Origin of the sequence: Pseudomonas sp. MIL9 (genome assembly GCF_016887925.1) — a bacterium.
GTDB classification, from domain to species: Bacteria; Pseudomonadota; Gammaproteobacteria; order Pseudomonadales; family Pseudomonadaceae; genus Aquipseudomonas; species Aquipseudomonas mohnii.
Genome location: NZ_JAFEHE010000004.1, coordinates 352620 through 368220, shown reverse-complemented (window position 1 = coordinate 368220; position 15601 = coordinate 352620). Strand labels below are relative to the sequence as shown.

General features: G+C 59.4%; 14 protein-coding genes. 7 read left to right on the top strand and 7 right to left on the bottom strand.

Annotated features, from left to right (window positions below; genetic code table 11):
- Positions 1-8: 8 nt before the first annotated feature.
- Positions 9-1562, bottom strand: coding sequence for a PLP-dependent aminotransferase family protein (locus JQF37_RS06150; RefSeq protein WP_130205558.1), 1554 nt, complete (start codon positions 1560-1562; stop codon positions 9-11).
- 92 nt (positions 1563-1654) lie between these two features.
- Between JQF37_RS06150 and JQF37_RS06145 the strand changes: the two genes are divergently transcribed.
- Genes JQF37_RS06145 through JQF37_RS06135 form a run of 3 tightly spaced genes read left to right on the top strand, consistent with a single transcriptional unit; the run spans position 1655 to position 3424 of the window.
- Complete coding sequence (locus JQF37_RS06145; protein ID WP_130205556.1) at positions 1655-2278, top strand: FMN-binding negative transcriptional regulator; 624 nt, start codon at positions 1655-1657, stop codon at positions 2276-2278.
- Positions 2279-2288: 10 nt separating this feature from the next.
- Positions 2289-2735 (top strand): GNAT family N-acetyltransferase, encoded by a 447-nt coding sequence (locus JQF37_RS06140; protein ID WP_047535249.1) that lies wholly within the window; start codon positions 2289-2291, stop codon positions 2733-2735.
- Between the two features lie 17 nt (positions 2736-2752).
- Positions 2753-3424: a GNAT family protein gene (locus JQF37_RS06135; RefSeq protein WP_130205554.1), complete on the top strand. Its 672-nt coding sequence runs from the start codon at positions 2753-2755 to the stop codon at positions 3422-3424.
- Between the two features lie 119 nt (positions 3425-3543).
- Here the strand turns inward: JQF37_RS06135 and JQF37_RS06130 are convergent, their stop codons facing one another.
- A complete protein-coding gene (locus tag JQF37_RS06130; protein ID WP_090466316.1) occupies positions 3544-4443 on the bottom strand; it encodes a homocysteine S-methyltransferase family protein in 900 nt (299 codons plus the stop codon).
- Between the two features lie 111 nt (positions 4444-4554).
- Between JQF37_RS06130 and JQF37_RS06125 the strand changes: the two genes are divergently transcribed.
- Both JQF37_RS06125 and JQF37_RS06120 read left to right on the top strand, forming a co-directional pair.
- Positions 4555-5376 carry an ABC transporter substrate-binding protein gene (locus JQF37_RS06125; protein ID WP_047535257.1) on the top strand — a complete coding sequence of 274 codons (822 nt, stop codon included), beginning with the start codon at positions 4555-4557 and terminating at the stop codon, positions 5374-5376.
- Positions 5373-6209 (top strand): amino acid ABC transporter permease, encoded by an 837-nt coding sequence (locus tag JQF37_RS06120; protein ID WP_047535259.1) that lies wholly within the window; start codon positions 5373-5375, stop codon positions 6207-6209. Before JQF37_RS06125 ends, JQF37_RS06120 begins: the two co-directional genes overlap by 4 nt.
- Positions 6210-6317: 108 nt before the next feature.
- Here JQF37_RS06120 and oadA read toward each other — a convergent pair whose 3' ends face one another.
- Together oadA and JQF37_RS06110 are read right to left on the bottom strand one after the other, a co-directional pair.
- Complete coding sequence (gene oadA / locus JQF37_RS06115; RefSeq protein ID WP_130205552.1) at positions 6318-8126, bottom strand: sodium-extruding oxaloacetate decarboxylase subunit alpha; 1809 nt, start codon at positions 8124-8126, stop codon at positions 6318-6320.
- Between the two features lie 11 nt (positions 8127-8137).
- Positions 8138-9553 (bottom strand): acetyl-CoA carboxylase biotin carboxylase subunit, encoded by a 1416-nt coding sequence (locus tag JQF37_RS06110; RefSeq protein ID WP_130205550.1) that lies wholly within the window; start codon positions 9551-9553, stop codon positions 8138-8140.
- Between the two features lie 190 nt (positions 9554-9743).
- Here JQF37_RS06110 and JQF37_RS06105 point away from each other — a divergent pair, with 190 nt between their 5' ends.
- Positions 9744-10706 carry a LysR family transcriptional regulator gene (locus tag JQF37_RS06105; protein ID WP_047535268.1) on the top strand — a complete coding sequence of 321 codons (963 nt, stop codon included), beginning with the start codon at positions 9744-9746 and terminating at the stop codon, positions 10704-10706.
- Here the strand turns inward: JQF37_RS06105 and JQF37_RS06100 are convergent.
- Together JQF37_RS06100 and hexR are read right to left on the bottom strand one after the other, a co-directional pair.
- Positions 10648-10860: a hypothetical protein gene (locus JQF37_RS06100; protein WP_081997966.1), complete on the bottom strand. Its 213-nt coding sequence runs from the start codon at positions 10858-10860 to the stop codon at positions 10648-10650. The genes JQF37_RS06105 and JQF37_RS06100 overlap by 59 nt on opposite strands.
- Positions 10861-11078: 218 nt before the next feature.
- The gene (gene hexR / locus JQF37_RS06095) at positions 11079-11945 is read right to left on the bottom strand and encodes a transcriptional regulator HexR (RefSeq protein WP_047535270.1); all 867 of its coding nucleotides are present in this window, start codon (positions 11943-11945) and stop codon (positions 11079-11081) included.
- 351 nt (positions 11946-12296) lie between these two features.
- On the opposite strand from hexR, the gene JQF37_RS06090 reads away from it, so the two are divergent.
- Positions 12297-12611, top strand: coding sequence for a hypothetical protein (locus tag JQF37_RS06090; protein WP_130205548.1), 315 nt, complete (start codon positions 12297-12299; stop codon positions 12609-12611).
- Positions 12612-12674: 63 nt separating this feature from the next.
- On the opposite strand, the gene JQF37_RS06085 is transcribed toward JQF37_RS06090, so the two are convergent.
- Positions 12675-15545, bottom strand: a complete 2871-nt coding sequence (locus tag JQF37_RS06085; protein ID WP_130205546.1) for an EAL domain-containing protein — start codon at positions 15543-15545, stop codon at positions 12675-12677.
- Positions 15546-15601: the final 56 nt, after the last annotated feature.

Sequence of the window (15601 nt, the reverse complement as noted above, 5' to 3'; positions counted from 1 at the left end):
CACCCAGCTCAGCGAGCGCGCCACACCGTGCGTAATCGCTCCAGTGCCGCCTCGATCGATTTCTCGGGCACCGCGGCAAAGCCCAGCACCAGCCCGGCGCGTTGATCGATCGGGGTGGTCGAGTCCGGTAGCCAATAGCTGCTCAAGCCGTTGATCTCGACATCGACGCCTTTGGCCAATTCGATCAGCTCTCGCTCGCGCGCCACGCTATCGACCGGCACAGTCATGTGCAGCCCGGCGGCGACTGTGGGTAACGGGCCGACGCCGGGCATGTCCAGCGGCCAACCGCCCAGCAGCGCATTACGCCGACTCAACGCCGCACGGCGCATCCGGCGGATATGCCGCTGGAAGTGTCCGGACGCCATGAACTCGGCCATCACCGTCTGAGTGCTGACTTCCGAATGACGAACATCCACCGCACGACGCTGGGCAAAGGCTTGCACCAGACCCGCAGGCAACACCAGGTAACCCAGGCGCAACGCGGGAAACGCCACCTTGCCGAACGTGCCGACGTAAAGCACCCGGCCTTGCCGGTCCAATGCCGCCAGGGGGGCCAGCGGTGCGCCGCTGTAGCGGTACTCGCCATCGTAATCATCCTCGATGATCCAGCCCTGCGTGCGCTCGGCCCAGGCCAACAACTCCAGACGACGCGCCAGGCTCATGACCACCCCGGTCGGGTACTGATGCGAGGGCGTGACGTAGGTCAGCCGGCAATCATTGAGCCTGGCCAGCTCACGGCAGTCGATGCCCTCGCTGTCCACGGCGACCCCGTGCAACCGCGCACCCGCCACGGCGAATGCATGACCCGCCGCGCGATACCCCGGATTCTCAATCGCCACCCCGTCGCCCGGCTCCACCAGCAACTGTGCACAAAGGCTGATCCCCTGCTGCGCACCACTGGTGATCACAATTTGCTCAGCCGTGCACTGCATGCCTCGCGAACTGCGCAAGTAAGCTGCAATCAACCCGCGTAATCGGGCATCGCCTGCCGGGTCGCCGTAACACAACTGCTGCAGATCGGGTTTACGCCAGAAAGCCGCATTCAGCTTGGCCCAGACCTCAAAGGGAAACAGATCGAACGCCGGAACGCCGACCCGAAATGCTCGCGGCGGACCACTCGGCGGCATCGCCAGATGGTTCTTTTCAACGCGCTCCAACGCATCGCTGTGGATAACTTTGCTGGATGAAACCACAGGTAAATCCAGCCAATTTGTGGATAAGGCTGTGGGTAAGCCTGTTGACAACCCTGTGGATATTTTTGTGGATAGTTTTTTTGCCGGTATTGCGGTTTGGGGCAACTGAGCCACATAGGTCCCGTCACCGACCCGCCCTTCGATAAATCCTTCGGCATAGAGCTGATCGTAGGCACGCACCACGCTGTTACGGGAAATCGCCAACGCCGCGGCCAGATCACGACTGGCCGGCAGTCGCGTACCGCTGGCCAATCGTCCATCGAGGACGCGAAGGCGCAAAGCCTGATAGAGCTGGCGGCTCAGCCCCTGGCGACGGTCGAGTTCGATACCGGCGGGGTTGAACGACAAGGAAAGCGGCGCGTCCGTCATGGCAATGGACCTATGAAATTGGTCGTTAATGGCTCTTACAACAGACCAATAGCCTGCCTAGGATGCAGGCATTCGCCAAGGAAAATATCCCCATGTACACGCCGCGCGCTTTTGCCATCGACGAGTTGTCCCAACTGCATGAACTGATCCTCGCCACCCGCCTCGCCATATTGGTGACCCAGGGCGAGAGCGGCCTGCAAGCCAGTCACGTGCCGGTGCTGCTGCATTGCGAACAAGGCTCGAACGGCACGTTGTACGGGCATCTGGCCAAAGCCAACCCGCAGTGGAAAGACCTGCGCGACGGTGCCGAAGCCCTGCTGATTTTTGCCGGTGCCGACGCCTACGTCAGCCCCGGCTTCTACCCGAGCAAGGCCGAACACGGCAAAGTCGTGCCAACCTGGAACTACGTCGCGGTACACGCTTATGGCCGAGCCGAAACCTTCAGCGATGGCGGGCGGCTGCTGGACATCGTCAGCACCCTCACCGACCGTCATGAAGCTGGCCGCTCTCAACCGTGGTCAGTGGCCGATGCCCCCGCCGATTACATCGACGGCATGCTCAAGGCCATCGTCGGTTTCGCCATTCCCATCGACCGTCTGGAAGGCAAGCGCAAGCTCAGCCAGAACCGCAGCGCCGCCGACATCGCCGGTGTACGTGAAGGCCTGGCCGCCAGCCCCGAAGTCAACGACCAAACCCTCGCCCAATTGATGCGCTAAGGAATTCGCCATGAGTCAAATCGACATTCGCCCAGTCACCGCCGACGACCACGCCGCGTGGTTGCCTCTATGGCAAGCCTACCTGCGCTTCTACAACACCGAATTGCCGGATGCTGTCACCCAAAGCACCTGGCAGCGCATCCTCGCCACAAACGAACCGACCCACGCCGCGCTGGCCTGGGCTGACGGTAAAGCCGTGGGCATGGTGCATTTCATCTACCATCGTTCAAACTGGAGCATCGAAAATTCCTGCTACCTGCAAGATTTGCTGGTAGTGCCAGAAACCCGCGGCACGGGCGTGGGCCGCCAGTTGATCGAATTCGTCTACACCACAGCCAAGGCCGACGGTTGCTGCAAGGTGCATTGGCTGACCCACGAAACCAACGCCACCGCGATCCAGCTCTACGAGCGCATCGCCGAACGTCCCGGTTTCATCCAGTTTCGCAAAGCCATTTAAGGTTCAAGGAGAACAGCATGTCGATTTCACTCGCGGACTGGAAAGGCGTCCCGGCACCCTCGGTCCAACTCATCGAAGGGCGTTTCATCCGCCTGGAAAAACTCGATCCGGCGCGCCACGGCGACGGTCTGTTCGAAGCCCTGCAAGGCCCGGGCGCCGACCCCAAACTCTGGGACTACTTGCCTTACGGTCCCTTCCCGGAGCGCAGCGCGTTCAACGACTGGCTGAACAACCATGCGGCCAATAGCGACCCGTACTTCTTCAGCGTGATCGATAAAGCCACAGGCGAGGTTCAAGGCATTCTCAGCCTGATGTCGATCGTGCCGGCCCAGGGTCGCATCGAAATCGGCCACGTGACCTTCGGCGCGCCGATGCAACGCTCGCCAAAGAGCACCGAGGCGGTTTACCTGTTGGCCAAGGAATCATTCGCCCTGGGTTACCGGCGCCTGGAATGGAAATGCAACAACGCCAACGCCCGCTCCAAATACGCGGCCGAGCGCCTGGGTTTCAGTTTTGAAGGCGTGTTCCGCCAGCACATGGTGGTCAAGGGACAGAACCGCGATACCGCGTGGTACTCGATCCTCGATTCGGAATGGCCGGCGATTGGAGCCGGGTTCGAGCGCTGGTTGAGCGATGAGAACCAGACAGAATCGGGGCAGGTGAAAACCCTGGCAGAGTGCCGCGGGTAGATCTTCAGCGCCTGGACGGGCGCCTTCGCGGGCAAGCCTCGCTCCTGCAGTGTCTTGCGATGGTCACGTTATCGTGGCCAGTCCAAACCTTGTGGGAACGAGCCCGCCCGCGAATGGCTTCACGCCAGTTTCTGGGCAAGCACAGCAATATGCTCCGGCCCGATCCCGCAGCACCCGCCCAAATGGCTCGCCCCACGCTTGCGCCAATCCGCCGCCCATTGCAGGTAACCTGGCGGATCGAGATCGTCGCGCAACGGGTCCAGCCCATCGTTAGCCGTCGCCTCTTTCGGCTGCGGCGGGAAGGCATTGGCGTACGCGCCGATTTGAATGTTCACACCCAACCGTTCAAACGCTTCCCGCGCCGCATCAATCGCCGCGCCGATCACTTCCGGCTGGCTGCAGTTGAACAGCAACGTCTCGACGCCCAGCTCAACCGCCACTGCCGCCGCCTCGGCCACTGGCTCGCCAGAACGCAAACGCGGCACTTCGTCGACGTCTTCATCCTTCAAGGTAAACGACAGCCAGAACGGCTTGCCGTCCTTCGGCAGACCGGCGTGTATCGCTCGCGCCTCAACGATCGAGCTCTGGGTTTCCGCCAGCCATAGGTCAACATGCGGCGCGAGCCCCTTCACCAGTGGCGTCAGCAATTCAGTGACACGTTTGGCGTCGAACAGGTCCGGACGATAAGAACCAAACAGCGGAGGCAATGAACCTGCCACGCGCACCGGTTTGCCCGCCGCATCGACTGCTCGCCGCGCCAGCTCACCGGCCAACGCCGCGAGAGCCTGACCTTCAGCGGCGAAACGCTCTTCACCGATATGGAACGGCACCACCGCGTAGCTGTTGCTGGTGATCACATTCGCGCCGCTTTCGATATAAGCCGCGTGCACCGCCTCTACCGCTTGCGGTGCTTCGCTCAAGGCCAACGCCGACCATTCGGGCTGCCTGAATGGAGCCCCTCGGCGCTGCAACTCGCGGCCCATGCCACCATCCAGAATCACTGTGCTTGCTGCGCCCATATGCTATTCACTCATAAGCTTATGAAAATAACTCACTACCAGAGTCGTTGTTATAACTATTTAATACGCACCAATCGGTTAATAACAATCATTTTTTATCAGGGATCGACTGTGAAATTCCAACCGCTACTGGCCCTGGGCCTGACGATTCTGGCTGCCTCCACCCAAGCCTTTGGCGGCGCCACGCTGGATCGCATCGAACAAAAGAAAGAACTGGTGGGCGTGTTGATGGAAAGTTATCCACCGTTCTCGTTCCTCAACGACCAGAACCAGCTCGACGGTTTCGACGTCGACGTGGCTAAAGCCGTGGCCGAGAAGCTGGGTGTGAAACTGCGCCTCGAAACCCCGTCCTGGGATGTGATTGCCGCTGGCCGCTGGAGTGGTCGTTACGACATCTGCATCTGCTCCATGACCCCGAGCAAAGCCCGCGCCGAGGTCTTCGACTTCCCGGTCGAGTACTACGCCTCGCCGGCGGTGATCGTGGTGAACGCCAAGGATGAACGCATTCACAATGCCAAGGACCTGAGCGGCAAGAAAGTTGGCCTCACCAGCGCCTCCAGCTACGAAAGCTACCTGAACAAAAACCTGGTGATCGAAGGCGCCGAAGACACGCAATTGCAGTACCCGTTCGAAGACGTGCAGATCGCCCCGTATGACACCGACAACGTCGCCTTCCAGGACCTGGGCCTGGGGGCCGGGGTTCGACTGGACGCGATTCTCACTAACCTGGTGACCGCCCAACCGCGCCTGAACGAAGACAAGCGCTTCAAACTGGCCGGCGACCCGCTGTACTCGGAGCCGAACTCGGTCGCCATTGAAAAGGGTGACGCCCAGTGGGACAGCAAAGTACGTGAAGTCTTCGCCCAGTTGAAACAGGACGGCACATTGAGCAAGCTCTCGCAAAAATGGATCGGCGCCGATATCAGTAAATGACTTCTTTCCAGCAACCTCCCCAGCCACCGCAACCGGTGGCTGAGTCACGACTGCAACGGATCTTCAGCTTCCGCACGCGGCTGTACCTGACCTGGGCGGCCATGCTCGGGTTGTTCACCAGCTTCTTCCTGAGCTTCGACCTGAAGTTCTCAATCATCCTCGACAAACTGCCCAACCTCGTCGGCCTGCACCTGGCGCCCAACGGCTTCCTGCAAGGTGCGGCGCTGACGTTGTTTCTGTGCCTGTGCTCTATCGTCGCCTCATCGCTGCTGGGTTTCATCACCGCCCTGGGGCGGCTGTCGAAAAGCGCCGTGGCGTTCGGCATCGCCAGTTTCTACGCCTCGTTCTTTCGCGGCACACCATTGCTGATACAGATTCTGTTGATCTACCTCGGCCTGCCGCAACTGGGCGTCGTACCGGGCGCCATCGCGGCCGGGATCATCGCCCTGTCGCTGAACTACGGCGCCTACCTGAGCGAAATTTTTCGCGCAGGCATCCTCGGCGTTCCCCATGGCCAACGGGAAGCATCACTGGCCCTGGGCATGCGCGAAACGGTGATTTTCTGGCGCGTCACCCTGCCCCAAGCCATGCGCACCATCATCCCGCCGACCACCAACCAGTTCATCTCCATGCTCAAGGACTCGTCGCTGATCTCGGTGATGGGGGTTTGGGAAGTGATGTTTTTGGCGCAATCCTATGGGCGGTCGAGCTATCGGTACATTGAGATGCTGACGACTGCGGCGGTGATTTACTGGCTGATGTCGATTGGATTGGAATTGATTCAGGCAAGAATGGAGCGGCACTACGGGAAGGCGTATTTGCATAACCGATGAGTTCACTTGAAGTGTGGTGACTTCATAAATACGACTCGGCCAACAACGCAAAAAAAAGGGGAGCACATGCCCCCCCGAGGTTTAAAGCGGTGTATCGAGGCTGTTAACTCAGCCTTCGATCTCGATCAGGATTTCGCCCGGATTCACCCGGTCACCCTTGGCCACGTGAATGGCGGTGACCTTGCCGGCGATGGCGGCCTGGACTTCGGTTTCCATCTTCATCGCTTCGGTGATCAGCACAGCCTGGCCAGCCTTGACGGTGTCGCCTTCCTTGACCAACACGTCGACGATGTTGCCCGGCATGGTGGTGCTGACGTGGCCCGGCTCAGTCGCTTGCTTGCGCTTGCTGCTGCCGCCGCTGACGAACTCGTTGAGCGGCTCGAACACGACTTCTTCCGGCATGCCATCGATGGACAGGTAGAAGTGACGCTTGCCTTCGGCCTTCACGCCCACACCGGTGATGTCGACGCGGTAAGTTTCGCCATGGACGTCGATGACGAATTCGGTCGGTACGCCTTCGCCGCCCGCCAAGGCCATGCCGCCGGCTTCTGGAATAGGCAACAACACTTCCGGCGTCAAGGTGCCAGCGGCACGCTCTTCAAGGAACTTGCGGCCAATGTCCGGGAACATGGCGAAGGTCAGTACATCCTCTTCAGACTTGGCCAGGGCACCGATGTCGGCACGCAGCTTGGCCATTTCCGGCTTGAGCAGGTCGGCCGGGCGAACGTCGATGACTTCTTCGCTGCCGATGGCCTGGCGACGCAGTTGCTCGTTCACGGTGCCCGGCGCCTTGCCGTAACCGCCTTGCAGATAGAGCTTCACTTCGTTGGTGATGGTCTTGTAACGCTCACCGGCGAGCACGTTGAAGAACGCCTGGGTGCCAACGATCTGCGAGGTCGGGGTCACCAGCGGCGGGAAGCCGAGGTCTTCGCGAACGCGCGGGATTTCAGCCAGCACTTCGCCCATACGGTTCAAAGCGCCCTGCTCTTTCAACTGGTTGGCCAGGTTGGAAATCATCCCGCCCGGAACCTGGTTGACTTGAACACGGGTGTCGACGGCGGTGAATTCGCTTTCGAACTGGTGGTATTTCTTGCGCACGGCGTAGAAGTACAGGCCGATCTCTTGCAGCAGTTCCAGATTCAGGCCGGTGTCGAACTCGGTGCCTCTCAGGGCGGCAACCATCGACTCAGTGCCGGGGTGGCTGGTGCCAGAGGCGAAGCTGGAGATCGCGGTGTCGATGTGGTCGGCGCCGTTTTCGATCGCCTTGAGTTGGCACATCGCGGCCAGACCCGCAGTGTCGTGGGAGTGAATGAATACGGGCAGCGACTGCTCGGATTTCAATGCCTTGACCAATTCGCCAGTGGCATACGGCGTCAGCAGGCCGGCCATGTCCTTGATCGCCACCGAGTCGCAACCCATGGCTTCCATTTGCTTGGCTTGCGCCACGAACGCGTCGATGGTGTGCACCGGGCTGGTGGTGTAGGCGATGGTGCCCTGGGCGTGTTTGCCGGCGGCTTTCACCGCTTCGATGGCCACGCGCAGGTTACGCACGTCGTTCATGGCGTCGAAGATGCGGAATACGTCGATGCCGTTGACCGCCGCCTTGGCCACGAAGGCTTTGACCACGTCGTCGCTGTAGTGGCGGTAGCCCAACAGGTTCTGGCCGCGCAGGAGCATTTGCAGACGGGTGTTAGGCAGCGCAGCACGCAGCTGGCGCAGACGTTCCCACGGGTCTTCTTTGAGGAAGCGCACGCAGGCGTCGAAAGTCGCGCCGCCCCAGCACTCCAGCGACCAGTAGCCGACTTTGTCGAGCTTGTCGCAGATCGGCAGCATGTCTTCGGTGCGCATGCGCGTGGCGAGCAGCGATTGGTGGGCGTCGCGCAGGATGGTATCGGTTACGTGAATCTTCTTAGTCATTGTTCTATTCCTCACAGGCCTGCGTGGGCGGCGATGGCGGCGGCGATGGCCAGGGCCAGCTCTTCGGGTTTGCGCTTGATCGAGTAGTTGGTCAGTTCAGGGTGGCTTTCAACGAAGCTGGTGTTGAACTGGCCGCTACGGAATTCCGGGTTACGCAGGATTTCCTGGTAGTACGCGGCGGTGGTCTTGACCCCTTGCAGACGCATGTCGTCGAGGGCACGCAGGCCACGGTCCAGCGCTTCTTCCCAGGTCAACGCCCACACCACCAGTTTCAGGCACATGGAATCGTAGTACGGCGGAATGGTGTAACCGGTGTAGATCGCCGTGTCGGTCCGCACGCCCGGGCCGCCGGGAGCGTAGTAACGTGTGATCTTGCCGAAGCTCGGCAGGAAGTTGTTTTTCGGGTCTTCGGCGTTGATCCGGAACTGCAGGGCGAAACCACGGTGCTGGATGTCTTCCTGCTTCACCGAAAGCGGCAGCCCGGAGGCGATGCGGATCTGCTCGCGAACAATGTCGATGCCGGTGATTTCTTCGGTGATGGTGTGTTCCACCTGCACCCGGGTGTTCATTTCCATGAAGTACACCTCGCCCTCGGCGAGCAGGAACTCCACAGTGCCGGCGTTCTCGTAGCCCACAGCCTTGGCTGCACGCACCGACAGGTCGCCGATGTAGGCGCGCTGTTCAGGGGTCAACTGGGGGCTCGGGGCGATCTCGATCAGCTTTTGGTTGCGACGCTGGATCGAGCAATCGCGCTCGAACAGGTGCACTACGTTGCCAAAGCTGTCGCCGAGGATCTGCGCTTCGATGTGCTTCGGATTGACGATGCACTTTTCCAGAAACACTTCCGCAGAACCGAAAGCCTTGGTGGCTTCGGAAATGACGCGTGGGAAGGCTTGTTCGAGTTCTTCGCGGCTGTTGCAACGACGAATGCCGCGACCGCCACCACCGGAAGTGGCCTTGAGCATCACCGGGTAACCGATGCGATCGCCTTCAGTCAGAGCCTCTTCGATGCCCGACACGTTGCCTTCGGTGCCTGGCGTCACCGGCACGCCAGCCTTGATCATGCTGCGGCGAGCTTCGGTCTTGTCGCCCATGCGACGAATGACTTCAGCCGATGGACCAATGAATTTGATCCCGCGTTCGGCGCAGATGTCCGCCAATTCGGCGTTTTCCGAAAGGAATCCGTAGCCGGGGTGCAGCGCATCGCAACCGGTTTCCACAGCCAGGTTCACCAACTTGCGCGGGTTCAGGTAACCGGCCAGCGGCTCGGCACCGATGCTGTGGGCTTCGTCCGCACGCTTCACATGCAGGGCATGGCGGTCGGCGTCGGAATAGATCGCGACCGAGCGAATGCCCATTTCGGCGCAAGCACGCACGATTCGTACGGCAATCTCACCACGGTTGGCGATCAGGATCTTTTTTATCACTTGGAGGTTCCCATGAGCCGGTGGTACCCACGACCTGCTAGACCAGGTCGACGCGTGACCAAATGTTTCAATCTGGTCGCGGCCCCACACTAGCCCTCACAAGGAATTAACAAAAATGAATAATTATTGGGTCATGCATAAGTAAAGACTTATAGTTGAAACATCTGCCGGCGAAGAGAGCGAGCAAAAAATGCGTAAGTCATTGATGCGTATGACATTGCGTCAATTGCAGATTTTCAATGAAGTCTGTGACCTGAGGTCCTACAGCCGTGCAGCCGACGAAATGTCGCTCACACAACCGGCCGTCAGCCTACAGATTCGGCAACTTGAGGAGCTGATTGGCCAGCCTTTGTTCGACTACGTCGGCAAGAAACTCTACATGACGGAAGCGGCCGAGGCCCTTCAACGGGCCAGCCGGGACATTTTCGGGCGCCTGGAAAACCTCGACATGCAGCTCTCGGACATGCAGGGCTCGCTGCAGGGCCAATTGAAGCTGGCGGTGGAATCCAGCGCCAAGTATTTCGTTCCGCACCTGTTTGCCGCCTTCAAGCGCCAGCACCCGGAAGTGAACCTGCAACTGACGGTGGTCAACCGCGGACAGGTGATTCGACGCCTGTCGGACAACCGCGACGACCTGGTAATCATGTCGATGGTGCCGCAGGACATGGGCCTGGAATTCTTGCCGTTCCTCAACAATCCCATCGTCGCCGTGGCGCCACCGGATCATCCGCTGTGCCACATGGGGCCGCTGCGATTGCAGGATCTTGAGCCCTACACACTGCTGATGCGCGAGTCCGGCTCCGGGACGCGACTGGCTTGCGAAGAGTATTTCAAAGAGAAGCGCGTGCACTTCAACCAGACCCAGGAAGTCTCGTCAGCCGAAGCCCAGCGTGAATGCGTATTGGCGGGTCTGGGCGTTGCGCTGTTGACGCGCCACGCCCTGAACCTTGAACTGGCGACCGGCGGATTGATCGAGTTACCGGTCGAGGAGCTGCCGCTGTATCGCAGCTGGTGCCTGGTGCAGGCCAAGGCTAAACGGCTGTCACCGGTGGCTCACGCATTCCTTGCGTTCATTCGCAGCGAACGCGTACAGATCAGCGCGCTGGTTGAGCGTTTCGACGGGAAGCTGTCGATGCAGCCTGCCAAAAGTTGAGTTCCGGATCTTCAGGAAAATCACCAATCTCGGCCAGAAGCTGACGGCGTTCACAGCGATCTTCGATGGCGCGGCGAAATTCCATGCGGCGCTGATCTTCTTGCTGGCGACGGGTTTTGACAGCGCTGTTGCGTTCTTCGTAAGGCAGGGCCATTTCGAGTCTCCCAAGGCGAGTACGGGAGCTTCAAGATAGGCGCGGGGGATGACGGTTTGGCGGCTCGATGATTACAGACCGATGAAAATTGCGGCGTATGGGAGATTGCCATCGCGAGCAGGCTCGCTCCCACAGGTTATGCGGAGCACACAATCCAGTGTGGGAGTGAGCCTGCTCGCGATAAGGTCGGAACGACCTTCCGGCAGTCTCAGCCAGGATCATTCGTCCAGTGCTTTCACCGACTTGGGCGATAACCGCAAACCGCGAAGGCTGCGCTTAACGCTCTTGAGGTGATTGACCAGACTCGGACCACGGGCCATGGCCACCCCCATCGCCAGGACGTCGATCACCACCAGGTGTGCAATACGCGAGGTAAGCGGTGTGTAGATTTCGGTGTCTTCATGCACATCGATCGCCAGGTTGACGGTCGACAGTTCGGCCAACGGCGTCTGACTCGGGCAAAGCGTGATCAATGACGCACCGCTCTCACGCACCAGGTTGGCGGTGATCAGCAAATCCTTGGAACGTCCAGACTGGGAAATACAGATCGCCACGTCGGTCGGTTTCAGGGTCACCGCCGACATTGCCTGCATGTGAGGGTCGGAATAGGCCGCAGCCGTGAGCAGCAAACGGAAGAACTTGTGCTGGGCATCCGCCGCGACCGCACCCGATGCGCCGAAACCATAGAATTCCACGCGCTGAGCCTGTGACATCAGCGTCACGGCTCGCTGCAACTCCAGGGGATCGAGCTTCTCGCGAACCTCCATCAAGGTGTGCAACGTGGTGTCGAAAATCTTCAGGCTGTAATCAGCGACCGAATCGTCTTCGTGGATCGCGAACTGCCCGAAGCTCGCGCCTGCCGCCAGGCTCTGGGCCAGCTTCAGCTTCAGGTCCTGGAACCCGGAGCAACCGATGGCGCGGCAAAAGCGCACGATGGTCGGCTCGCTGATGCCCACGCTATGGGCCAGATCAGCCATGGAACTGTGCATCACGGCCGCAGGATCAAGCAGCACGTGGTCGGCGACCTTGAGCTCCGACTTGCGTAACAGGTGGCGAGACTGGGCGATGTGTTGCAGCAGATTCAAAGGGGTGGACTCTTTGTTATGGGCAAGCGCCGGGGGATGTAGCAAGCTTGTAGTTATACTACATGAAACGGCTTTTTGCCTGCTCAATGCGTAACCAGATCCCTCGATTTCACGTGCCTGCGCTTCATGTAGCAGTCCTGCCTGATGCTTGAAGCAGCCCCTTGCCCCCCTTTTTGCGGTCACTACGGCCTTCAGCCGGCTAAGTGATGGCTCATCCCGAATCGCCAGAACAATAAAAACAATATACATAGCCTTACAAACACAACTTGATTTTATTACCCGCAACCAAACTTTGCTGGATATATTAACTCCGCAGGAAGCAACAATAATTAATTAAAGGAACTCTATATCATGAACATTAAAACCAAGAACTGGACCGCACAAATCGATCGCATGCCTGGCGCCAAATCTTTCCGCACCTTCGGCACCGTAACCGTTGCCCATACGGGCATCACACCCAAGCTTGAGCTCAGTCCGATACAGGACAAATCCTATGACCTCAGCCTGGATTTGAAACTTGAAACTTCCAATCAGATTTCTTTACAGGTCGAGACCGACAAACTTGTCGAATATAAAGTATCTGGCGAATCCTATGTCACTGGCGTCAGTATCTTCCACGACGGCAAGTTAATTCACCATATCGATGAAGTTCTGATGACCCACTAAGAAAACATCAAATTCCCGATTTCCCGTCGGCATTCAAACCTGCCCGACGGGAAATCTTGCCATTCAACCGGCGAATTGCTCCCGCAACAGGATCGCCAGGCTCTCCGCCTCGATGGGCCGGCTGATCAGATACCCTTGCACCTCATCGCAGCTTTCCTTTTTGAGGAATTCAAGTTGCTCCTGACGCTCGACCCCTTCCGCCACTACCTTCAACGACAAGCCGTGAGCCATGGCGATGATCGCCCGGGTAATCGCCGCGTCTTCGCTGCCCTCCACCAGGCCTCGAATGAACGCCTGATCAATCTTCACGTAATCCACCGGGATGCGCTTGAGATAGCTCAAAGACGAATAGCCGGTACCGAAATCATCGATCGCCAGCTTCACGCCCAAATCACGTAACTGCTGGAAAGTCGCGATGATGTGCTCGACGCTGTCCAGCAACTGGCTTTCGGTGAGCTCCAGCTCCAGGTAATGCGGCGCCAGACCGGTTTCCTCCAGCACCTGCCGAACCAGGCTGACCAGTTTGCCCTGACGCAGTTGATGCACCGATAGATTGACCGACACCCGAATCGGCTCAAGCCCCTGTCGCTGCCACTCACAGGCCTGCCAGCAGGCCTGACGCAACACGAACTCGCCAATTGGACCGATCAGCCCGGTTTCTTCCGCCAGGCCGATGAAGTCTCCCGGTGGCACGCGGCCCATGGTCGGATGGTCCCAGCGCACCAATGCCTCGGCAGCGTTCAGCTTGCCCGTGACGAGACACAGCTTCGGCTGGTAGAACACCATCAACTGATTCTCATCAATGGCTTTGCGCAACTGGTTTTCCAGCTGCAAGCGCTCCAGCGTGCTGGCTTGCAGGCTGTCGGTGTAGAACTGGAAATTATTGCCGCCCAGATGTTTGGCATGTTGCATGGCCATGTTCGACTGGCTGACCAACGCGGAAATTTCCCGGGCGTTGTCCGGCAACAGGCTGATGCCCATGGATGAGCTGACCACCAGTTCATGGCCATCGATGGTCACCGGCAAACGCAACTTGTTCGACAAGCGCGTCGCTACCCGCGCCAGGCTCGAGAGGTTGCCGTAGGAATTGAATAACACGGCAAACTCGTCGCCCGACAAACGCGCAATGGTGTCCGCCTCGGGCAACGCGTTGACCAACCGTCGAGCCATTTTCTGCAGCAATTGGTCGGCGACTTCATGGCCAAGACTATCGTTGAGCTGTTTGAAACGATCCAGATTGATATGCAGCAGCGCCAGGCTGCGATAGCCGCCCTGGCGCACTCGCTGATGCGCTTCGCTGAGCCGTTCGCGGAACATCGCCCGGTTGGCCAGACCCGTCAGTTCGTCGTAATGGGTCAGATAGCGCATGCGCTCTTCGGATTCTCGCCGCGCCGAAAGATCGGAGAAGAAGCCGACAATATGGCTTACCTTTCCCCGAGTATCGCGCACAGTGTTCAATTGCAGCCATTGCGGGTACATCTCGCCGTTCTTGCGGGTTTCCACCAGTTCACCCTGCCAGCTGCCGTATTGCTCCAGCGCCTGGTGAATCGCTCCGTAGTGTCGGCGCGCATCGCGACTGCAGGGCAACTCGACGACGTTGCGCCCCAGCATGTCTTCGATCTCATAGCCAGTCACGCGGCTGAAGGCCTGATTGATGGCGATCAGGGCGTAATTCGGATCAAAAATCACAATGCCCTCGCTGGCCGCCTCGAACACCGTCGCCGCCAGTTGCTGCTGCTCTTCGAGCGCCTTGCCGGCGCTGATGTCGCGACGGGTGCCGACCATGCGGATCACCCGGCCATTTTCAGCGCGCTCCACCGCTCGCCCGCGATCTTCGATCCACACCCAGTGGCCGTCGGCATGACGCACCCGGTATTCAATCTGGTAATCCTCGGTCCGTCCCTTCAAATGTTCGACCAACGCCTTTCTCAGCGCAGGAAGATCGTCGGGATGCAGGCGTGGCTTGAGATGACGCAACATGGCCGTCACGTATTCCGGCTCCAGGCCGAACAGCTCCTGAATCTGGGTGTGATGGACCTCATCGGTTTGCAGGTTCCAGTCCCATAGCCCCAGCTCACTGGCCTCCAATGCCAGGGCCAGTCGCGCCTCACTCTTGCTCAGCGCCTGGTTGGCGGCGTCCAGCTCCAGGCTGCGTTGTGCAACACGGCTTTCCAGGCCGGCCTGAATTTCACGCAGTTCGTCTTCGGCGCGACGGCGCTGCTCAACTTCGCTGGCCAGCTTTTGATTGAGCTGGTCGCTGCAGTTTTGCGCCTGCTGCAAATGCTCGATCAACGCTTGGTTCTGGAAACGTCGCAATAATTCTCGATCGATCAGGCGGTTGACCTGCCAGGCCACCACGCTCAGGGCGCCCAACAAAATCAGGCCGAACCAGCCCCAGCCTTGCGCCTGCTCATCGCCGCCCCAGAACAGATAGGCGATGGCCGGCAACAAACAGGGCAAAGTGAACGACAGGAACCCCGGCAGGCTGACCGCATAGGCCACACTGGCTGAAAGTGCCGCGGCGCCGATCAGACCGAAAACCCAGGCCTGCTGGATGAAGTTATCGGCGGGGACCAGCGCGATGCCTGCGCCAGCGAGGGTCAAGCCAGTGAGACCGGAGCCCAGCAAAAACATGCGTCGCCAGACGGGATGCGCCTGACGGTTGGGAATCGCCGAATCGAAGGCGGCGACCTGAATCACGCGCAAGGCCACCAGGGACAGCAACCACACCATCCAGACACTGACCAGGAAGTACCGCTGCGGGCTCCAGAGCAACCCGGCGCAGACCAGACCATTGATCAACATGAACAATGTCGGCAGCAAAGAGCCCTGATACAGCAGACGCGTGCGTTCGACCGCCATTTCCATGGCGTATTGTTTACGGATAACCCGAGGCTCCACTGTGGGGCCCGACAGGTGGGAGCTGAAGATCATAGGCAATATTCTTGTTCTTATAATGACGAGCACAGGCCCGAAACGTGAACGGAGCA

Excerpts from the sequence above, each read along its gene's own strand:
- JQF37_RS06150 (WP_130205558.1), bottom strand. The coding sequence starts at position 1,562 with ATGACGGACGCGCCGCTTTCCTTGTCGTTCAACCCCGCCGGTATCGAA.
- JQF37_RS06145 (WP_130205556.1), top strand. The coding sequence starts at position 1,655 with ATGTACACGCCGCGCGCTTTTGCCATCGACGAGTTGTCCCAACTGCAT.
- JQF37_RS06140 (WP_047535249.1), top strand. The coding sequence starts at position 2,289 with ATGAGTCAAATCGACATTCGCCCAGTCACCGCCGACGACCACGCCGCG.
- JQF37_RS06135 (WP_130205554.1), top strand. The coding sequence starts at position 2,753 with ATGTCGATTTCACTCGCGGACTGGAAAGGCGTCCCGGCACCCTCGGTC.
- JQF37_RS06130 (WP_090466316.1), bottom strand. The coding sequence starts at position 4,443 with ATGGGCGCAGCAAGCACAGTGATTCTGGATGGTGGCATGGGCCGCGAG.
- JQF37_RS06120 (WP_047535259.1), top strand. The coding sequence starts at position 5,373 with ATGACTTCTTTCCAGCAACCTCCCCAGCCACCGCAACCGGTGGCTGAG.
- oadA (WP_130205552.1), bottom strand. The coding sequence starts at position 8,126 with ATGACTAAGAAGATTCACGTAACCGATACCATCCTGCGCGACGCCCAC.
- JQF37_RS06105 (WP_047535268.1), top strand. The coding sequence starts at position 9,744 with ATGCGTAAGTCATTGATGCGTATGACATTGCGTCAATTGCAGATTTTC.
- JQF37_RS06100 (WP_081997966.1), bottom strand. The coding sequence starts at position 10,860 with ATGGCCCTGCCTTACGAAGAACGCAACAGCGCTGTCAAAACCCGTCGC.
- JQF37_RS06090 (WP_130205548.1), top strand. The coding sequence starts at position 12,297 with ATGAACATTAAAACCAAGAACTGGACCGCACAAATCGATCGCATGCCT.
- JQF37_RS06085 (WP_130205546.1), bottom strand. The coding sequence starts at position 15,545 with ATGATCTTCAGCTCCCACCTGTCGGGCCCCACAGTGGAGCCTCGGGTT.